Annotated in this window: 19 protein-coding genes; 13 read left to right on the top strand and 6 right to left on the bottom strand. The window is 63.7% G+C overall.

Annotated features, from left to right (window positions below):
• Positions 1-12: 12 nt before the first annotated feature.
• From EB235_RS29545 to apnL, 7 genes are all read left to right on the top strand, one after another.
• Positions 13-840, top strand: coding sequence for a phosphogluconate dehydrogenase C-terminal domain-containing protein (locus EB235_RS29545; protein WP_027033862.1), 828 nt, complete (start codon positions 13-15; stop codon positions 838-840).
• Positions 841-1,142: 302 nt separating this feature from the next.
• Complete coding sequence (locus EB235_RS29550) at positions 1,143-2,084, top strand: D-ribose ABC transporter substrate-binding protein (protein WP_027033861.1); 942 nt, start codon at positions 1,143-1,145, stop codon at positions 2,082-2,084.
• A 77-nt stretch (positions 2,085-2,161) separates the two neighbouring features.
• Positions 2,162-2,806 carry a DUF2291 family protein gene (locus EB235_RS29555; protein WP_032926909.1) on the top strand — a complete coding sequence of 215 codons (645 nt, stop codon included), beginning with the start codon at positions 2,162-2,164 and terminating at the stop codon, positions 2,804-2,806.
• A 2-nt stretch (positions 2,807-2,808) separates the two neighbouring features.
• A complete protein-coding gene (locus tag EB235_RS29560; RefSeq protein ID WP_051429893.1) occupies positions 2,809-4,377 on the top strand; it encodes a sugar ABC transporter ATP-binding protein in 1,569 nt (522 codons plus the stop codon).
• Positions 4,377-5,441, top strand: a complete 1,065-nt coding sequence (locus tag EB235_RS29565) for an ABC transporter permease (RefSeq protein WP_027033858.1) — start codon at positions 4,377-4,379, stop codon at positions 5,439-5,441. The genes EB235_RS29560 and EB235_RS29565 overlap by 1 nt, the downstream gene beginning before the upstream one ends.
• Before the next feature lie 2 nt (positions 5,442-5,443).
• The gene (locus EB235_RS29570) at positions 5,444-6,478 is read left to right on the top strand and encodes a Gfo/Idh/MocA family protein (RefSeq protein WP_027033857.1); all 1,035 of its coding nucleotides are present in this window, start codon (positions 5,444-5,446) and stop codon (positions 6,476-6,478) included.
• Complete coding sequence (apnL, locus tag EB235_RS29575; RefSeq protein ID WP_027033856.1) at positions 6,475-8,313, top strand: D-apionate lactonase; 1,839 nt, start codon at positions 6,475-6,477, stop codon at positions 8,311-8,313. The genes EB235_RS29570 and apnL overlap by 4 nt, the downstream gene beginning before the upstream one ends.
• Positions 8,314-8,317: 4 nt before the next feature.
• Here apnL and EB235_RS29580 read toward each other — a convergent pair whose 3' ends face one another.
• Positions 8,318-9,031, bottom strand: a complete 714-nt coding sequence (locus EB235_RS29580) for a transcriptional regulator NanR (protein WP_027033855.1) — start codon at positions 9,029-9,031, stop codon at positions 8,318-8,320.
• Between the two features lie 185 nt (positions 9,032-9,216).
• Between EB235_RS29580 and oiaX the strand changes: the two genes are divergently transcribed.
• A complete protein-coding gene (oiaX, locus tag EB235_RS29585; RefSeq protein WP_027033854.1) occupies positions 9,217-10,467 on the top strand; it encodes a 3-oxo-isoapionate-4-phosphate decarboxylase OiaX in 1,251 nt (416 codons plus the stop codon).
• Positions 10,468-10,475: 8 nt separating this feature from the next.
• Entirely contained in the window at positions 10,476-11,810 is a 1,335-nt protein-coding gene (locus EB235_RS29590; RefSeq protein ID WP_027033853.1) for a four-carbon acid sugar kinase family protein, read from the top strand.
• Between the two features lie 16 nt (positions 11,811-11,826).
• On the opposite strand, the gene EB235_RS29595 is transcribed toward EB235_RS29590, so the two are convergent.
• The 5 genes from EB235_RS29595 to EB235_RS29615 all read right to left on the bottom strand — a co-directional run bounded on the left by EB235_RS29595 (position 11,827) and on the right by EB235_RS29615 (position 14,805).
• Entirely contained in the window at positions 11,827-12,033 is a 207-nt protein-coding gene (locus EB235_RS29595; protein ID WP_032926036.1) for an HlyD family secretion protein, read from the bottom strand.
• Between the two features lie 27 nt (positions 12,034-12,060).
• Positions 12,061-13,239, bottom strand: coding sequence for an L-rhamnonate dehydratase (rhmD, locus tag EB235_RS29600; RefSeq protein ID WP_027033852.1), 1,179 nt, complete (start codon positions 13,237-13,239; stop codon positions 12,061-12,063).
• 61 nt (positions 13,240-13,300) lie between these two features.
• Complete coding sequence (rhaM, locus tag EB235_RS29605; RefSeq protein WP_027033851.1) at positions 13,301-13,618, bottom strand: L-rhamnose mutarotase; 318 nt, start codon at positions 13,616-13,618, stop codon at positions 13,301-13,303.
• Positions 13,619-13,630: 12 nt separating this feature from the next.
• On the bottom strand, positions 13,631-14,413 hold the full coding sequence (locus EB235_RS29610; RefSeq protein ID WP_027033850.1) for an SDR family NAD(P)-dependent oxidoreductase: 783 nt from the start codon (positions 14,411-14,413) through the stop codon (positions 13,631-13,633).
• Positions 14,414-14,424: 11 nt separating this feature from the next.
• Positions 14,425-14,805 carry a FadR/GntR family transcriptional regulator gene (locus EB235_RS29615; protein ID WP_167334904.1) on the bottom strand — a complete coding sequence of 127 codons (381 nt, stop codon included), beginning with the start codon at positions 14,803-14,805 and terminating at the stop codon, positions 14,425-14,427.
• A gap of 93 nt (positions 14,806-14,898) precedes the next feature.
• Here EB235_RS29615 and EB235_RS29620 point away from each other — a divergent pair, with 93 nt between their 5' ends.
• The 4 genes from EB235_RS29620 to EB235_RS29635 are packed head-to-tail and all read left to right on the top strand — an operon-like array spanning position 14,899 to position 18,051.
• Positions 14,899-15,717 (top strand): sugar phosphate isomerase/epimerase family protein, encoded by an 819-nt coding sequence (locus EB235_RS29620; protein ID WP_027033849.1) that lies wholly within the window; start codon positions 14,899-14,901, stop codon positions 15,715-15,717.
• On the top strand, positions 15,714-16,526 hold the full coding sequence (locus EB235_RS29625) for an SDR family NAD(P)-dependent oxidoreductase (protein ID WP_051429806.1): 813 nt from the start codon (positions 15,714-15,716) through the stop codon (positions 16,524-16,526). The genes EB235_RS29620 and EB235_RS29625 overlap by 4 nt, the downstream gene beginning before the upstream one ends.
• Entirely contained in the window at positions 16,523-17,299 is a 777-nt protein-coding gene (locus EB235_RS29630; RefSeq protein WP_051429805.1) for an SDR family NAD(P)-dependent oxidoreductase, read from the top strand. Before EB235_RS29625 ends, EB235_RS29630 begins: the two co-directional genes overlap by 4 nt.
• 5 nt (positions 17,300-17,304) lie before the next feature.
• Positions 17,305-18,051 (top strand): SDR family NAD(P)-dependent oxidoreductase, encoded by a 747-nt coding sequence (locus EB235_RS29635; protein ID WP_027033848.1) that lies wholly within the window; start codon positions 17,305-17,307, stop codon positions 18,049-18,051.
• Positions 18,052-18,252 lie beyond the last annotated feature (201 nt).

Here is an 18,252-nt window from a genome sequence, read left to right on the forward strand (position 1 = left end):
GAGCAAGGCCAGATGACAACGATTGCGCTGTTCGGTGCGGGCGGGAAAATGGGCTACCGCCTGTCGACCAATTTTCGCGGATCGGACTACACGATCCGCCATGTCGAGATCAGCGAGGCGGGCAAGGAGCGGCTGAAAACCGGTCTGGGCTTCGACGCGATCGGCGTCGATGAGGCGCTTGAAGGGGCCGATGTGGTGATCCTGGCGGTGCCGGACACGCATATCGGCAAGGTCGCCACCAGCATCGAAAGCAAGCTTGCGGCAGGCACAATGGTCGTTGTGCTCGATGCGGCGGCACCGTTCGCCGGGCATCTGCCTGATCGTCCCGATCTCACCTATTTCGTCACCCATCCCTGCCACCCGCCGATCTTCAATGACGAGACCGATATGGCCGCCAAGAAGGACTTTTTCGGCGGCGTCAAAGCCAAGCAGCATTTTGTCAGTGCCCTGATGCAAGGACCTGAGGAAGACTACGCCAAGGGCGAGAAGATCGCCCAGATCATCTGGGCGCCGGTGATGCGCTCGCACCGCGTCACGGTCGAACACATGGCGCTGCTGGAGCCCGGCCTGTCGGAAACGGTGTGCGCTTCGCTGCTCGTCGTCATGAAGGAAGCGCTCGACGAGGTCGTGGCGCGCGGCGTCGACCGGCAGGCGGCGCTAGATTTCCTGCTCGGCCACATGAATGTGCTCGGCGCCGTCATCTTCGGCGAGACCAAGGGCGTGTTCTCCGATGCCTGCAACAAGGCCATCGAATTCGGCAAGCCAGTGCTGATGCGTGACGACTGGAAGCGCGTCTTCGAGCCGGAAGAAATCGCCGCCAGCATCCAGCGCATCACTTGAGAGGGCGGGCTCGGATTTCCCTTCTCCCTCAAAGGGAGAAGGAAGAACATCAACCCGTCAGATACAGATCACCTTAATTAGTGATTGACTCATCATACCAGTTGGCTAAGCTGCTCCCGCGCTCGGATTGAAGCCGGGACGAGCGGAGGATGGCGAGGAACGGGGAGCGAAAATCGGTTCGGTTGGAAAGTCGGCAAGCGGCTTTGCCTGACCGAGCCTGTGCTGCCCGCACTGCCTGATGAATTCAAATGCAGACAAGGCCTCGGTTGGTCGAGGCGATGTTTTTTCAACGGGAGGACTTCATGAAACTCACTCGCAGAATGACGCTTGCGGCTTTCGCCGGCGTACTGGCACTTGGCACGGCGGCACCGGCCTTCGCGGCTGACCTGATCGCCATCATCACCCCGTCGCACGACAACCCGTTCTTCAAGGCGGAAGCCGTCGGCGCCGAGGCAAAGGCCAAGGAACTTGGCTACGAGGCCCTGGTGCTGGTCCATGATGACGACGCCAACAAGCAGTCCGAACTGATCGACACCGCGATTGGCCGTGGCGCCAAGGCGATCATCCTCGACAATGCCGGAGCCGACGCCACCGTCGCCGCCGTGCAGAAAGCCAAGGACGCCGGCATCCCCTCCTTCCTGATCGACCGCGAGATCAACGCCACCGGCGTCGCCGTGGCGCAGATCGTCTCCAACAACTACCAGGGCGCCCAGCTCGGCGCACAGGAGTTCGTCAAGCTGATGGGCGAAAAGGGCAATTTCGTCGAGCTGGTCGGCAAGGAATCCGACACCAATGCCGGCATCCGCTCCAAGGGCTATCATGACGTCATCAACGACTATCCAGACCTGAAGATGGTCGCCCAGCAGTCTGCCAACTGGAGCCAGACCGAGGCCTATTCCAAGATGGAATCGATCCTGCAGGCCAACCCGGACATCAAGGGCGTCATCTCCGGCAACGACACGATGGCGATGGGTGCCTATGCGGCGCTCGCCGCCGCGAACCGCAAGGATGTCATCGTCGTCGGCTTCGACGGCTCGAACGACGTGCGCGACTCCATCACCTCGGGCGGCATCAAGGCCACGGTGCTGCAGCCGGCCTATGCCCAGGCGCAGATGGCGGTCGAACAGGCCAACGAGTTCATCAAGAACAAGAAGTCGCCGGAGAAGGAAAAGCAGCTGATGGACTGCGTGCTGGTCAATGGCGACAATGCCGCCAAGCTGGAAACCTTCGCGCTGAAGAACTGAGCCGGCGCAATGCAATCCGCGAGGGGCGAACCCGGGGTTCGTCCCTCGTCTCCGTTTCCCTGGGATGCTTGACCGCGATGCCGAAGAAGTTGACCTGGCTGACACTTGTCGCGCTCGCCGGCATCAGCCTCAGTGCCTGCAAGATTCTGCCGACGCCCTCCGCGCAAGACGGCGCCAATGCGTCCGGCTTCAACCCGGATAAGATGGTCGAGGATATCTGGGTGGCGAAGGTCATCCCGTACCTGCTGCAGAAGGCCGGGCCGTTTGCCGAGGTCCATGCGCTGGCGAAGACCGATCAGGCGGCAGCCGGCGCCAAATACGGCAACCCCAAGAAACAAGCGAATTCGCCATGGACCTTCGCGGTCCGCGTCGAGGGCAAGATCGTTGCCGCCAACACGCAGTCGCGCGCGGCAACGATGGATATCGACGTCGATGGTGACGGCAAGGCGGATGCGCGGGTGCAGATCGGGCCGGCGATACGCGGAACCGCACTGCGCGACAGCCTCGACTTCGTCCAGTTCAACGATTTCACCAACCAGATCGACTTCGCCCAGTTCGGCAAGGCGTTCAATGCCTATGCCGACAAGACCGTGCTGTCGAAGCTGCCGCGCGAGGCGCTGGAGGGCCGCACCGCCAAGGTGCTCGGCGCCTATACGATCGAAGGCGGCCAGGACCTGCCGCTGGTGACCCCGGCGGAGGCCGAGATCGGGCCGAAGCCATGAACATGTCGGCCGGTCACGAAATCATCCTGAAGCTGGAAGACGTCTCGAAAGTCTATGCCGGCACCGTCGCGGTCAAGCAGGCCAATTTCGAGGTGCGCAAGGGCGCGGTCAATGTGCTGGTCGGTGAGAACGGCGCCGGCAAATCGACGCTGATGAAGATCATCGCCGGCGTCGAGCAGCCGACGGCCGGTCGCATCCTGCTCGACGGCAGGGAGGTTTCGTTCTCGTCCTCGGGTGACGCGGTGAACCGTGGCATCGGCATGGTGTTCCAGGAATTGAACCTGTTCGGCAACATGACGGTTGCCGAGAACATTTTCGCCACGCGCGAGATCACCAACCGGTTTCGCAAGATCGACCGCAAGGAGCAGGAACGGCGGGCCGGTGAATTCCTCGATCGGCTCGAAGCCGGTATCCGGCCGGACATGCTGGTCGAGGATCTGCGCATCGGCCAGCAGCAATTGGTCGAGATCGCCAAGGCCGTCTCGCTCGACGCGCGCATCCTGATCATGGACGAGCCGACCTCGGCGCTAAGCGCCGCTGAAGTCGAGATCCTGTTCAAGGTGATCGCCGACCTCAAGGCGCGTGGCGTGGCGATCGTCTATATCTCGCACCGGCTCGAGGAACTCATCCGCATCGGTGACTACATCACCGTGCTGCGCGATGGCCGCATCACCGGCCAGGAGGACGTGAAAAACGTCGACACGCAATGGATCGTGCGGCAGATGATCGGCTCGGACGCCAAGGATTTCGCCAAGGCCGACGGCCATGTGCCGGGCGAAGAGATTTTCCGCGCCGAGGACATCTGCCTGCCGCGCGCCACCGGCGGACTGGCGGTCGACCACGTCTCGCTGTCGCTGCGCGCCGGCGAGATTTTGGGCATCTACGGCCTGATGGGCGCCGGGCGCAGCGAGCTGTTCGACTGCATCATGGGCCGCCATGGCCATGCCAGCGGCAAGATCTTCATCGAGGGAAACCATATCAGGGAACGCGACACGACGCGGCGCATCAAGCGCGGGCTGGCGCTGATCCCGGAAGACCGCCAGCGCGAGGGCCTGGTGTCGATTCTCTCCGTCGCCAGCAATTTGACATTGGCGAGCCTGTCGCGCTTCGTCACCCTGTTCCACATCCGAGGCGGCGCCGAGCGGCAGGCCGTGGTGCAGATGGTACGGGAGCTCGCGATCAAGGTCGCCGACCCGGCGCAAGAGGTCTCGTCGCTGTCTGGCGGCAACCAGCAAAAGGTGGTGATCGGCAAGGCGCTGCTCACCGGACCGAAGGTGCTTTTGATGGACGAGCCGAGCCGCGGCATCGATGTCGGCGCCAAGGCCGACGTCTTCCGCACCATGCGCAAGCTGTCGCGGGATGGGCTGGGCATCCTCTTCGCCACCTCCGACCTCGACGAGGTGATGGCACTGTCCGACCGGATCGCGGTGATGAGCAATGGCAAACTGACCGGCATGTTCGACCGCGCCGAGGCAACGGAAGCCGCGATCGTCGCCGCATCGGCGCTCGGCCACGGACCTGCACCTCTTGCCCCCGCACATCTTGCCCCCCGACATGGAAAGCAACGCTGATGACTGACATTCCGGCCAGGGCAGCTCACTCTTCGGCCTCCAGCGGCTCCGCGCTGCTGACGCTGATGAAGCTCAGGACCTTCATCGCACTGATCGCCGTGCTGGTGTTCTTCTCCATCGCGGCGCCGAACTTCCTGTCGGCCGCCAATCTGATCCTGATGGCCAAGCACGTGGCGCTCAACGCCTTCCTCGCCATGGGCATGACCTTTGTCATCATCACCGGCGGAATCGACCTTTCGGTCGGTTCGATCGTCGGCCTGTGCGGCATGGTGGCCGGCTATCTCGTGCTCAACGGCATCGATCTGCAGATCGGCTACACCATCTATTTCAACGTGGTCGAGATCGCATTGATCACGCTGCTGGTCGGCATATTGATCGGCGCCGTCAACGGATTGCTGATCACCAGGCTCAATGTCGCCCCCTTTATCGCCACGCTCGGCGTGCTCTATGTGGCGCGCGGCCTGGCGCTGCTGTCTTCGGACGGGCGCACCTTCCCCAATCTGGTTGGCAAGCCGGAACTCGGCACCACCGGCTTCGGCTTCCTTGGCGCCGGCCGGCTCGCCGGCCTGCCCGTCTCGATCTGGATGCTGATCGTGGTGGCACTGGGTGCCGCCTATCTCGCCCGGTACACGCCGCTCGGCCGCCACATCTTCGCCGTCGGCGGCAATGAGCGCGCGGCACGCATCTCGGGCGTGCGCGTCAACATGGTCAAGATGTTCGTCTACATGTTCTCCGGCTTCTGCGCGGCGATCGTCGGCCTGATCATCTCGTCGGAGCTGATGGCCTCGCATCCGGCGACGGGCGAAAGCTTCGAGTTGAATGCTATTGCCGCGGCAGTGCTTGGCGGCACCTCGATGTCTGGCGGCCGCGGCACGATCGGCGGCACCATCGTCGGCGCCTTCGTCATCGGCATCCTGTCGGACGGGCTGGTGATGATGGGCGTGAGCTCCTTCTGGCAGATGGTGATCAAGGGGCTTGTCATCATCGTCGCCGTCGTCGTCGACCAGGCGCAGCGCCGGCTTCAGCAGCGCGTTACCCTGATGCAGATGGCAAAGGCGGGTTGATCATGGCGAGCTTGAGTGGAGCGCTGATCGGCTGCGGCTTCTTCGCAGTCAACCAGATGCATGCCTGGAGCGACATCGACGGCGCCTCGATCATCGCCATCTGCGACCGCGATCCGGAACGGTTGCGGATCGTTGGCGACCAGTTCGGCATCGCGAGGCGCTACACCGATGCAGCGGCGCTGTTCGCGGCCGAGACGCTCGACTTCGTCGACATCGCCACCACCGTGGTCAGCCATCGGCCGCTGGTCGAGATGGCGGCCGCCCACCGCGTTCCGGTGATCTGCCAGAAACCCTTCGCGCCGACGCTGACAGACGCCAAGGCGATGGTCGCGGCCTGCGCCAACGCCGGCGTGCCGCTGATGGTGCATGAGAATTTCCGCTGGCAGTCGCCGATCCAGGCGGTGCGCGCCGTACTCGACAGCGGGGAGATCGGTACGCCCTTCTTCGGGCGCATCTCCTTCCGCTCCGCCTATGACGTGTTTTCCGGCCAGCCCTACCTGGCGACGGGAAAGCGCTTCATCATCGAGGATCTCGGCATCCATATCCTCGACATTGCACGTTTCCTGCTGGGCGACGTCTCGAGCCTCACCGCCCGGACGGCACGCATCAACCCGGCCATCGCGGGCGAGGATGTCGCCACCGTGCTGATGGATCACAAGAGCGGCGCCACCTCCGTGGTCGATTGCAGCTATGCGACCAGGCTTGCCGTCGAGCCGTTTCCCGAAACGCTGATCGAGATCGACGGCAGCGACGGCACGATCCGGCTGGCGCAGGGATACCAGCTCACCGTCACCGGCAAGAGCGGCACAACGGTCACCGACATCTCGCCGCCGCTTCTGCCCTGGGCATCGCGGCCATGGCACAACATCCAGGAAAGCGTGCTGGCGATCCAGCGGCACTGGGTCGACTGCCTTGCATCAGGCAAGGAGCCAGCAACCTCGGGCGCCGACAACCTCAAGACATTCGCGCTGGTCGAGGCGACCTATGCCGGCGCCGCGAGCCGGCAACCGGTGCAGATCGACGACCTGCTGAAGTGACCGTGGATCGCTTCCTGCTCGTGGGCACACGCGCGGTGGAAGCCGAGCCGGTCCGGCTCAGCGCCGGCCCGCTCAGCGCCGATTTCGTCAACGGCAATCTGCGAACCATCCGCCATGGCGGCACGGAGGTCTTGCGCGCCATCGCCTATATCGTGCGCGACCGCGACTGGGGCACTTACGAGCCAGTGCTGGCGGATTTGACCATCGACCAAAGTGCCGATGCTTTCTCCGTCAGTTATACGGCGACCTGCGCCGGACCGGGCGGAAGCCGGCTCGCCTTTTTCGCGACCATCAAGGGTTCAGCGGACGGACGGCTGGTGTTCGACGTCAGCGCGCTGCCCGAAAGCGATTTCGAGACCAACCGCTGCGGCTTCTGCATCCTGCATCCGATCGCCGGCCTTGCCGGCAGCCCGGTGATGGTGGAGCACACCGACGGCAGCGTGGTGGCGACGAAACTGCCTGATCTCATCGACCCTTGGCAGCCTTTCAAAAATCTGCGCGCCATCAAGCATGAAGTGAGCCCCGCCGTCAGCGCCGAATGCCGCATGGAAGGCGACGTTTTCGAGATGGAGGACCAGCGCAACTGGTCCGATGCCTCCTACAAGACCTATGTGCGGCCACTGGCGCTACCATGGCCCTATGTGTTGCCGGCCGGCGAGACCAACCGCCAGACGATCAGCCTGCGCATTGCCAGCGACGCCAAGACGCCGGCTGCAGCCAAGGCATCCGGCGCGGTCCGCGTGACGCTTGGCGAGCCCGGTCCGGCGCTGCCGGATGTCGGCGTCATCATCTATCCCAGCGATGTCGAGACAGTGCTGGCGAACCTCGCCACCTTGTCCGTGCTCGGCCCGCAACAACTGCTGTTTCACCACGATCCGACGCGCGGTCACGGGCTCGACGCCCTGCGTTCTTTCGCCCGGCTTGCCGACGCCTATCGCGCCCGGACAACGCTCGAATGTGTGATCGCCTGCACCGGCGATCTCGATGCCGAACTTGCAGAGGTCGCCGACATGGTGCGCCGGGCAGGTCTGCGGCTCGACGCCATCGCGGTGTCGCCTTCGGTCGACCGGCAGTCGACTCCGCCGGGCAGTGCCTGGCCGCCCTGCCCACCGCTCGAACATGTCTATGCCGCCGCGCGGCGCGCCTTTCCTGATATCCGTCTCGGTGGCGGCATGTTCAGCTATTTCACCGAGCTCAACCGCAAGCGCGTTCCGGCCGGACTGCTCGACTTCATCACCCACTGCACCTGCCCGATCGTGCACGCCGCCGACGATCTCAGCGTCATGCAGTCGCTGGAGGCGTTGCCGTTCATCACCCGGTCGGCGCGGGCGATCTTCGGCGACAAGCCCTACCGGATCGGACCTTCGACCATTGCCATGCGGCAGAACCCCTATGGCGGCGCGACCAAGGAGAATCCGCGGCGACAGCGCATCGCCATGGCCAACAGTGATCCGCGCCACAACGGCCTGTTCGCGGCCGCATGGACCATCGGCTATGCCGCGCGCGTCGCGCCGGCCGGGCTGGAGATGCTGACGTTGTCCGGCTTCACCGGACCGTTCGGTCTGCTGGCGGCATCCGGTGAACCCGTTGCTGAAGGGTCGCCGCGACCGATCTTCGAGGCCATCAAAGGGCTTTGCGAGCTGTCTGGGCTCGCCGATGTGTCCGCAAGGACAAGCGACGAGACGAGGATTGCGGCGCTGGCCGGCCGGTCCGCCTCGGGCGAGACCATCGTGTGGCTGGCGAACCTGACGGCGGACGATGTCGCGGTCGACACGTCCGCGCTTGGCCAGGGTCATCTCGTCATGGCGCCCTACGCCATTACCCGGATCGGCTAAGAGCCTACTTTTCGGAGTTCATAACGTAGAGCGCGCGCGAGCGTTCGAGATGCTTGATCATCGACTTCTCGGCACCCTCGGGGTCCCTCTGCTCGATGCGGTCGACGATCTCTTCGTGCTCGGTCAGCGTATACTTTTCCTTGCCGGTCCAGATCAGCATCTCGGTGTGATATTCCTTCAGCCAGCCGAGCATGGCCTCGCTGACAGCGACATAGATCGGGTTGCCCGAAATCGCTGCGATCTGGGTGTGGAAGTTCATGTCGGCGGAAATGAAGGCGTCGGAATCGCCGCGCGCGGCACGCTGCTCGGCGACGGTTGCCTTGAGCCGCTGCACATCCTCGACGGTGGCCTTTTCAGCGGCCTCCCTGACCATGCCGCGCTCGAAGAAGATGCGCGCGGTCTTGAGGTGCTCGAGCGTGTCCTTCGATGACGACAGGATGATCTTGGCCGCGCCGTCGACCTGTTTGATGATCGACTTGGCGGTGAGTTGCAGCACCTTGGCCCGCTCGCCATGCGAAATAGCGACAAGCCCCATATTGCTCAGCGCCTGCATCGCCTCGCGGATGGCCGGCCGGCCAACCTCGAAGCGCTCCATCAATTCGCGCTCCGACGGCATGTCGTCGCCCGGCTGCAGCTCGCCGCTGGTGATCAGCCGCTTCAGCCTTGCAAAGACTTCGTCGGAAAGTTTGCGCCGGACGATCGGCTCCGAACGGTTCATCGTGACGAATCACTCCCTGGCCCGGTTCCTGTTTAGCATTGCCGGCGCGATTCCCGGAATGCCTGCGCCTTGCCCGCCGCTTCGCACGAGGTCGGGATATTTGCTTGCAATACTTATGTACTCATTATACCAGATTTCAGACGCGACGGAACTTTTTTCGGACCCTTTCGACCGGCCGGCTCCCCATGATCACCTTCACCTATCGCATCGAAACGTCAGATAGCATCGAGGCGCTGGCGGCCAAGATCGCCAGCGACCAGTCGACCGGCACCTTCGTTGCCCTGCCCGGCGAGACCGAAGAGCTGAAGGCACGCGTGGCAGCGCGAGTGCTGGCGATCCGGCATCTGCACGATGCCGAGCAACCGTCCATTCCCGAGGCCGGCAGCGGGCCATTCAAGCGCGCCGATGTCGACATTGCATTCCCGTTCGATGCGATCGGCACGGACCTTTCGGCGCTTATGACCATCGCCATCGGCGGCACCTATTCGATCAAGGGCCTGTCGGGCATCCGCGTCGTCGACATGAAGCTGCCGCAAGAATTCAAGGGCGCCCATCCCGGCCCGCAATTCGGCGTCGCGGGCAGCCGCCGTCTGACCGGTGTCGAGGGCCGCCCTATCATCGGCACCATCGTCAAGCCGGCGCTGGGCTTGCGGCCACCCGAGACGGCCGCGATGGTGGGCGAACTGATCGAGGCCGGCGTCGATTTCATCAAGGACGATGAGAAGCTGATGAGCCCGGCTTATTCGCCGCTAGCGGAACGGGTGAAGGCGATCATGCCGCTGATCCTCGACCACGAGCAGAAGACCGGCAAGAAGGTGATGTATGCCTTCGGCATCTCGCATGCCGACCCGGACGAGATGATGCGCAACCACGATCTGGTGCTTGCGGCCGGCGGCAATTGCGCCGTGGTCAACATCAACTCCATCGGCTTCGGCGGCATGGCCTATCTCAGAAAGCGCTCCGGCCTGGTGCTGCACGCCCACCGCAATGGCTGGGACATCCTCACCCGCCATCCCGGCCTCGGCATGGATTTCAAGGTGTGGCAACAGTTCTGGCGGCTGCTTGGCGTCGACCAGTTCCAGATCAACGGCATCGCCTCGAAATACTGGGAGCCGGACGCGTCCTTCATCCGCTCCTTCGAGGCAGTAACGACACCGCTGTTTTCTCCCGACGATTGCGCCCTGCCGGTCGCCGGCTCAGGCCAATGGGGTGGACAGGCGCCCGAAACCTATGAGCGCACCGGGCGGACGGTCGATCTGCTCTATCTCTGCGGAGGTGGCATCGTCAGCCATCCGGACGGCCCGGGTGCAGGCGTGCGCGCCGTGCAGCAGGCTTGGCAGGCCGCAGTCGCCGGCATTCCGCTGGCGGACTATGCCACCAGCCATGTCGAGCTGGCGCGCTCGATCGAAAAGTTCGGCGACGGCAAGGCGGCGTGAGCGAGGTCATGCAGAACCTGCTGCTGAGCTATTATGGCGACGACCTCACCGGTTCGACCGACGTCATGGAGGCGCTCGAGCTCGGCGGTGTGTCGACGGTGCTGTTCATGCGCCAGCCGGACGCGGCGCAGCTCGCGCAATTCTCGCACTGCCGCGCTGTTGGGCTGGCAGGCACCAGCCGCAGCGAGACGCCGCAGTGGATGGACACGCATCTCAAGGATGCCTTCGGCTGGCTGAAGACGTTGAACGCCGCCATCTGCCACTACAAGATCTGCTCGACCTTCGATTCCAGCCCGATGATCGGCAACATCGGCCGGGCGATCGAGATCGGACGCGCCGTCTTTGCACAGGACTGCGTGCCGCTGCTGGTCGGCGCACCGCAGCTCAAACGCTACACGGCGTTCGGCCATCTGTTCGCGGCCTATCGCGACCGATACTACCGCATCGACCGCCATCCGGTGATGAGCCGCCACCCGACCACGCCGATGGACGAAGCGGACCTTCTGATCCATCTGTCGCGGCAGACCGAGCTTGCCTCGGGATTGCTCGATCTGGCGACGCTGCAGTCCGCGTCGCGATCGCAGGCATTCGATCACCTTGTCAGGAATAGCGCGGCCATCGTGCTTGTCGATGTCGACAGCCGGGAGACCCAGGCGCTGGCTGGCAAGGAGATATGGCACAGGCGCAAGCCAAGCGGTTCCTTCGTCGCCGGCTCCTCCGGCATCGAGTATGCATTGCTCGCCGAATGGGCGGAGGCTGCCACCGTGGACGCCGAGCCTCGCTTTTCGCCGCCGGGCGCAGCCGATCGGATCGCGGTGGTGTCGGGCAGCTGCTCGCCGACCACGGAACGGCAGATCCGCCATGCGCTGACCGACGGCTTCGACGGCATCAACGTTGATCCGGTAGAACTGATCTCAGAGACTTCCGAACAAGCGATCGCGCGCGCGGCGACGGCGGCCCGCGGCAGCTTGCAGGCCGGGCGCAGCGTCATCCTCTACACTGCGCTCGGGCCCACGGCGGATCGCGGCACCGAGATCGACCGCCAGGAAGGTGCTCGCCACAAGCTCGGCCGCGGCCTTGGCACGTTGCTTCGGCAACTGACCGAGCAGCAGGAATTAAAGCGTGTCATCATCGCCGGCGGCGACACGTCGAGCCACGCGCTGGGACAGATGGGCGTCGATGCGCTGACGGTCAGGATGCCGCTGCCCGCCTCGCCGGGTTCGCCACTGTGCGTCGCCCATTCGCGTGTCAATGCCATCGACGGGCTGGAGGTCGCGCTGAAGGGTGGGCAGGTCGGAACCGACCGCTATTTCTCAGCCATTCGCGACGGTCGTGGTGGTTGACGTTACACTTCTAATTTTAAAGTGAAAATTGTCGAAAAAATATTCTGAGGTTACACCAACTATCGGGGCCTGTGCGCGGCAGGCTGACACGAACCGTGTAGAAGCCCGCGCCGCTGCGCTCGTCGACGCTGAGATCGGCGGAGATCTCGTTGACCACCCCGTTCAGTTCCGGCGTCACGCGCTGATTGAATGCCGAGAGCTTCAGCGCAACATCCTGACCCATATGTCCAGACGCCACTGGTCTGCAGTGCTAGACGACAGGTTTCAACAGGGCACGATCCGCGATTTCCATGCCGAAACCGGGCGCGCTTCCGATCTTCAGCCGGCCGTTGCCTGGCAGTTCCTCGCCGGAAAACAATTTGCCGAACACTGGCCGGATCGTCCGGCCGTCCGGGCTGGCCGCCACATATTCGCAGAGCGGTTCGGCCGGCTGGCTGGCGATGAAGTGGTAGGAGTAAGGGCCGGAGCCGTGTGGGATGACGGGGATGTCATAGGCCGCGGCATGGGAGGCGATCTGTAGAAGCGCGGTCAATCCGCCGACCCACATGACATCGGGCTGCAGGATGTCGACGGTCCTCTCCTTGATCAGCTCGCGAAAACCGTAACGCGTGTATTCGTGTTCGCCGGTCGTCCATTTCAGCGTCGGATGCGCCTGCTTCAACAGCCGGAACCCGTCGACATCGTCGGGGTGCAGCACTTCCTCCCACCAGAAGATGCCGAGATGCTTGGCTGCCTCGGCCAGGCGGATGGCATAGGGGACGGTGAGCGACATGTAGCAATCGACCATCAGCGGGTAGTCGGCGCCCACCTTCTCGCGCTGGGCCGAGAGATAGGCGACGTTCTTGACCAGGCCGCCCTCGCCGTCGAAATGGCTGTGCGGCAGGGGCACCTTGGCGCCCCAGAAACCGAGCTCCTTGACCGCGTCGGGTGCCGGGCCGGTGCAGTAGAAGCTGATCTCGTCGTGGCATTTGCCGCCGATCAGATTGTAGACCGGTTCGTCGCGGAGCTTGCCGATCAAATCCCACAGCGCCAGATCGACGACAGAGATGGTGGCGATCGGCAGGCCCTTGCGGCCATAGGGCATCGAGGCACGGAACATCTGGTCCCAGATCCTGGTGATGTTGCGCGCATCCTCGCCAATCAGAAACCGCGAAAAGTGATGCTTGACCAGCCAGGCGGCGGGGTAACCGCCGAACCCCGTGGCGACGCCGGTGACGCCGGCTTCGGTTTCGAGCTCGACCACGATCGAGCCCATCACGCCGATCCCCCAGGAGGAGCGCGACGCCTTGTATTGTTGGTGACCCGACATCGGATTTGCGATCAGCGTGTCGATCAGCCAATGGCCCTTGCCCTGCTGGAAATAGTCGCCGCCGTCGCCCTCGCTCTCGACGAGAAAGACGCGCACATCCTTGATGGTGAAATTCGGCATGACGGGATCCAGCTACGCCCTCTAGTTCTGATGGAAGACTTCTAACTCTGATGGAAGAATTCTAATTCTGGTGAAAGACTGGCGTGAGTTCGACGACCTGCGGCGTGCCGTCATCATTGTAGTCCATGATGTCGGCCATGAATTTCCACCAGCGCCGGTTGATCTCGGTGCCTGGCAGCGCGGCCATCGTGTGGTCCTTGGTTCGTATCAGCGTGGCGAACAGGAAGTCGGTTTCGGCGTCGTGCCAGATCGAATAGTCGGAGACACCGGCATCGCGCAGCGCTTGCGTCAATTCGGGCCAGATCTCATCATGCCGCTTCTTGTATTCGGCGATGCGGCCCGGATGGACCTTCATGCGAAAAGCGATGCGCTCGGCCATTCGCGTTCCTCCCTATTGCAGGTTGACGTATAGCCCGCCATCAACGAGCAGCGCGGCGCCCGTGACATAGGACGCCATGTCCGAAGCCAGGAAGGCCACGACCTTGGCGACGTCGGACGGTTCGCCGAAGCGGCCGAGCGGGATGCGCTTGTCGAGATAGGCGCGCTTTTGCGGGTCGGACCAGTCGTCCTTGTTGATGTCGGTGGCGATGGCGCCCGGCATGACGGAATTGCAGCGGATGCCATAAGGACCAAGCGCGATGGCCACGGACTGCATCAGCGAATGAACGCCCGCCTTGGTCGGCGTGTAATGGCTCTGCATGGCGCCGCCCACCAGCGCCGAGATCGACGACGTGGCGACAATGGCGCCGCCCGTGCCTTGGTCCTTCATGCGGTTGGCCGCCGCCTGCACCGCAAAGAAGGCGCCGTTCAGATTGACGTCGACCACTTGCCGCAGCAGTTCGGGCGGCATGTCGAGGAATGTGTGGAACGGGCAAATACCCGCATTGGAGGCCAGGATGTCGACGCCGCCAAAGGCATCGACCGCAGCCTGCACCAGTTCGGTGCTGACCGCAGGCTCGGCGATGTTGCCTTCTATGGCGATGGCCTTGCGGCCAAGCGCCTCGATCTCGGCCACAGTCTCGTCAGCCGCTTTATCGCGCGAAAATCCGCTATCCGCGCCGCCGAAATAATTGATGACCACGTCGGCACCCTGGCGAGCGAACTCGACCGCGATGCCGCGGCCGATGCCACGTGAGCCGCCGGTGACGATGGCGCGTTTTCCTTCAAGCAGCATCAAGTCGGCCCCTAGCGGATGCGGAACGGGATCGGATCGGCGCCGGAGAGCACGTCGAGCGTGGTTTTGCGGATATGCGCGACGTGCGCTGCCATCGCAACTTCAGCAGCCTTGGGGTCGCCGGCCGCGAGAGCACTGACGATGGCGTCGTGATCCCTGGCCGACTGGTCGAGCACGCCAGGCATTTCTGACGCCTTCCTGCGCTGGTCGACGGCGAGGCTATAAAGCGATCGTGAGACTTGATCGAGAAAGGCGTTGTTGGCCGCGGTTCCGATCAGCTCGTGAAACTCGACATCGGCAACGCGAAACGCCACCGCATCGCTGACGGTGCGATAGGCCACCTCGACCAGTTCGGCGAAGCGTTCGAGCTGCTGCCGCGGCGTCGAGGCCACAAATCCCGCCGACGGCATCGTTGGAATGCGCTCTGCCGTATTGCTCGACGCGATGTATCGTTCGGCGCGCAGCGGCCGCATGGAGGAGGTGGAATGAGACTCAGCGTTACCAGTTGGTCGTTTCCGCAGCTCACACTCGATGAAGTCGGCGGGCTTGCCAGGGTGCTTGGCGTCGAAGGCATCGATGTCGGCTATTTCTATCGTTCAGCGCTCGACAAGGCGCGGTTGCTCAAGACACCGGAGGCCTATGGCGAAGAGATCCGCAACGCCTCGCCGGTCGCCGTCTCCAACCTCTACCATCTCTTCGGCAATTCCGTTGCAGAGCGAAACCTCGCCAGCCCCGCGCATCGCGGGGAAAACCTCGCCGACTTCCAGCAGGCATTGAGATTCTGCGTCGCGGTCGGATCGCCGACGGTGTTCATCCTGCCCGGCATTATCAACGGTGCGCAGAGCCGCAAACAGGCACTCGCGGAAACCGTAGAATCGCTGAAGCCCCTGCTTGACGCGGCTGCACCCACCGGGGTGGGCGTCTGCGTCGAGCCGCATGTCCATTCCTATCTCGAGAGCCCGTCAATGACGGCTGAACTGTGCGAACGGGCGGCGGGCGTGAAGCTCGCCATCGACTATGCGCATTTCGCTGTTTCCGGCTACCGGCAAGAGGAGATCGATGCGCTTGCGCCCTGGTTCGGGCATGCGCATCTGCGTCAGGCGCGCCCCGGCGCGCTGCAGACCAAGCTTGAGGAAGGAACGCTCAACTTCCCGGCGATGTTCTCGACGTTTCGCGATGCCGGTTTCGACGGCTGGCTGGCTTGCGAATATGTGCACCAGGGCTATTTCGACACTGTGCATGACGATGTGCTGACGGAAACCGTGAAGATGCGCGATCTGTTTCGCGCCTGGAGTGCCGCATGAGTTCGGGTACCATCATCGTCACCGGCGGGGCCGGCGGCATCGGGCGTGCCATCGCGGCGCGGCTCTGCAAAGACGGTTATCGCGTCGTCATCGCCGACCGTGACGGCGCCGCCGCGGAGGCCGTTGCAAAAGCGACAGGCTGCGATTTCGAAGTCATCGACATCGGCGACGAGGCTTCGGTGGTGGCAGGTGTGAAGGCCGCTGCCGGCCGGCATGGCGGGCTTTTCGGCCTGGTCAACAATGCCGGCGTCCACATGCAGGCCCTGGTGGTCGAGACAGCCGTCGACGATTGGGACCGCATCTTCCGCATCAACAGCCGCGGCACCTTCTTGATGTGCCGCGAGGCCGCGCGCATCATGGCGGCGCAGCAAGCTGGCCAGATGGTCAACATCACCACCAAGCTCGGCTTCGGCAATCCGTTCTCGTCCGCCTATATCGCATCGAAGAACGCTATCTGGGGGCTGACCCAGTGCCTGGCCATCGAGATGGCGTCCAGCGGCGTGCGCGTCAACGCGGTAGCACCCGGGCATGTCGGGCCGGGAACCGGCATGGAAGCGCTGTTCCGTCAGAAGGCCGATAAGCTCGGCAAGAGCTGGGAGGACTTCGAGGCGGATGTGGTCGCGACCATTCCGCTGCACCGCTGGTGCAAGCCGGAGGACGTCGCCGGCGCGGTGGCATGGCTGATGGGGCCGGACGCCAGCTTCGTGACCGGCGAACTCATCAACATCACCGGCGGCTTCCAGGCCTATGCCGCGACCCCCGCCGCTGACGCGGTGCGGGAAGCCGGCTTGCGGGGACCGTCGAAATGACGCGTTTGCTGGAGGGGGAAGTCGCACTGGTCACCGGCGCGCGGACCGGGCTCGGTGCCGCGACCGTGGCTGCCCTGGCGGGGCTTGGCGCCACCGTCATTGCCTCCGGGCGCCATGCCGGAGATTGCGGCGCGGTTGTCGATGCCGTGACAGCGGGCGGCGGCAAGGCTTGCGATTTCATGCTCGACGTCGCGGATCTGGATGCGATCCCGCATCGCGTCGCAGAGGCGCTCCAGCGCTACGGACGGATCGACATCCTCGTCAACAACGCCGCGACCATCGCACCGATGACGCGCCTGGCCGAACTCGACGCCAGGGCCTTCGACGCCGCGTTCACCCTCAATGTCAGTGGTCCGGCGGCCTTGACCGCAGCGCTCTGGCCCCATTTCGGCGGCGGCCGTATCATCAATATCGTCAGCGGCGCGGCAACCCGCGCAATGTCCGGCTGGGCCGCCTATTGCGCCTCCAAGGCGGCCTTGCTGATGCTGACAAAGTCGATCGCACTCGAAGGCGAAGCCAGCGGCATCTTGGGATTCGCCCTTGCGCCCGGACTGGTCGACACCGGCATGCAAGCCGCCATTCGCGACGCCAGGATCAATGCGGTCTCCGACATTCCCCGCGAAAACCTCGACCCGCCGGAGCGCGCGGCGCAGATGATCGCCTGGCTTGCAACCGGTTTGGCTGACGACCTTGCCGGCGACTATGTCGATGTGCGGCAGCCGGGACTGCAAGAGCGCGTCGCCGCGGACCTATCGAACAACGCCAAGGATTGAACGGAATGAACAGAATCGATCTTGAAGGACAGGCCGCCGTCGTGACCGGCGGAGCGCAGGGACTGGGCCTGGCCTTTGCCAGGCGGATGATCGCATCGGGCGCAAAAGTGAGCCTGTGGGACATGAACCAGGCAGGCCTGGACGCAGCGGTTGCCCAGCTCGGCGCGGCAGCCAGTGCAGTCGTGGTGGACATCACCGATGCCGAGGCAGTGCTTGCCGCGCACGCCCGCACCGAAAAGGAGACAGGAGCCGTCTCGATCCTGGTCAATTCGGCTGGCATTGCCGGACCCAACCACACACTCGATGAGTACCCGCTCGACGCCTGGCGGCGCGTCATCGACATCAATCTCAACGGAACCTTTCACGTCAACCGCGCCGTCGTGCCGGCGATGAAGGCGCGCAATTACGGCCGCATCGTCAACGTCGCCTCGATCGCCGGCAAGGAAGGCAATCCCAACGCTTCGGCCTATTCGGCGTCCAAGGCGGGCGTGATCGGGCTGACCAAGTCGCTGGGCAAGGAGCTTGCCGGCTACGACATAGCGGTCAACTGCGTCACGCCGGCGGCTGCGCGCACGCCGATCTTCGACCAGATGAAACAGGAGCATATCGACTACATGCTGTCCAAGATCCCGCGTGCTCGGTTCCTGGAAGTCGACGAGGCGGCAAACATGGTCGCCTGGCTGGTCTCCAAGGAAAACAGTTTTACCACCGCATCGGTCTTCGATCTGTCAGGCGGTCGCGCCACCTATTGATTTGCAAACCAGGCAAATTCGCGGAGGCATGCGGCTAGCGGCTTGATCCCCGGTTTGATGGGGCATTCTTGTCGTCCGCATCAAGGATGTGCCATGGGCTGATCGCGCGAAAAACTACGCCGTAGCACTCCGGACGACGCTAACCCCTACCCCTACTCGATTGTTCAAATGGCATGACCCGCTGAAATTACAGTCAAATAT

The sequence above is a fragment of the Mesorhizobium loti R88b genome (assembly GCF_013170845.1).
GTDB lineage: Bacteria > Pseudomonadota > Alphaproteobacteria > Rhizobiales > Rhizobiaceae > Mesorhizobium > Mesorhizobium loti_B.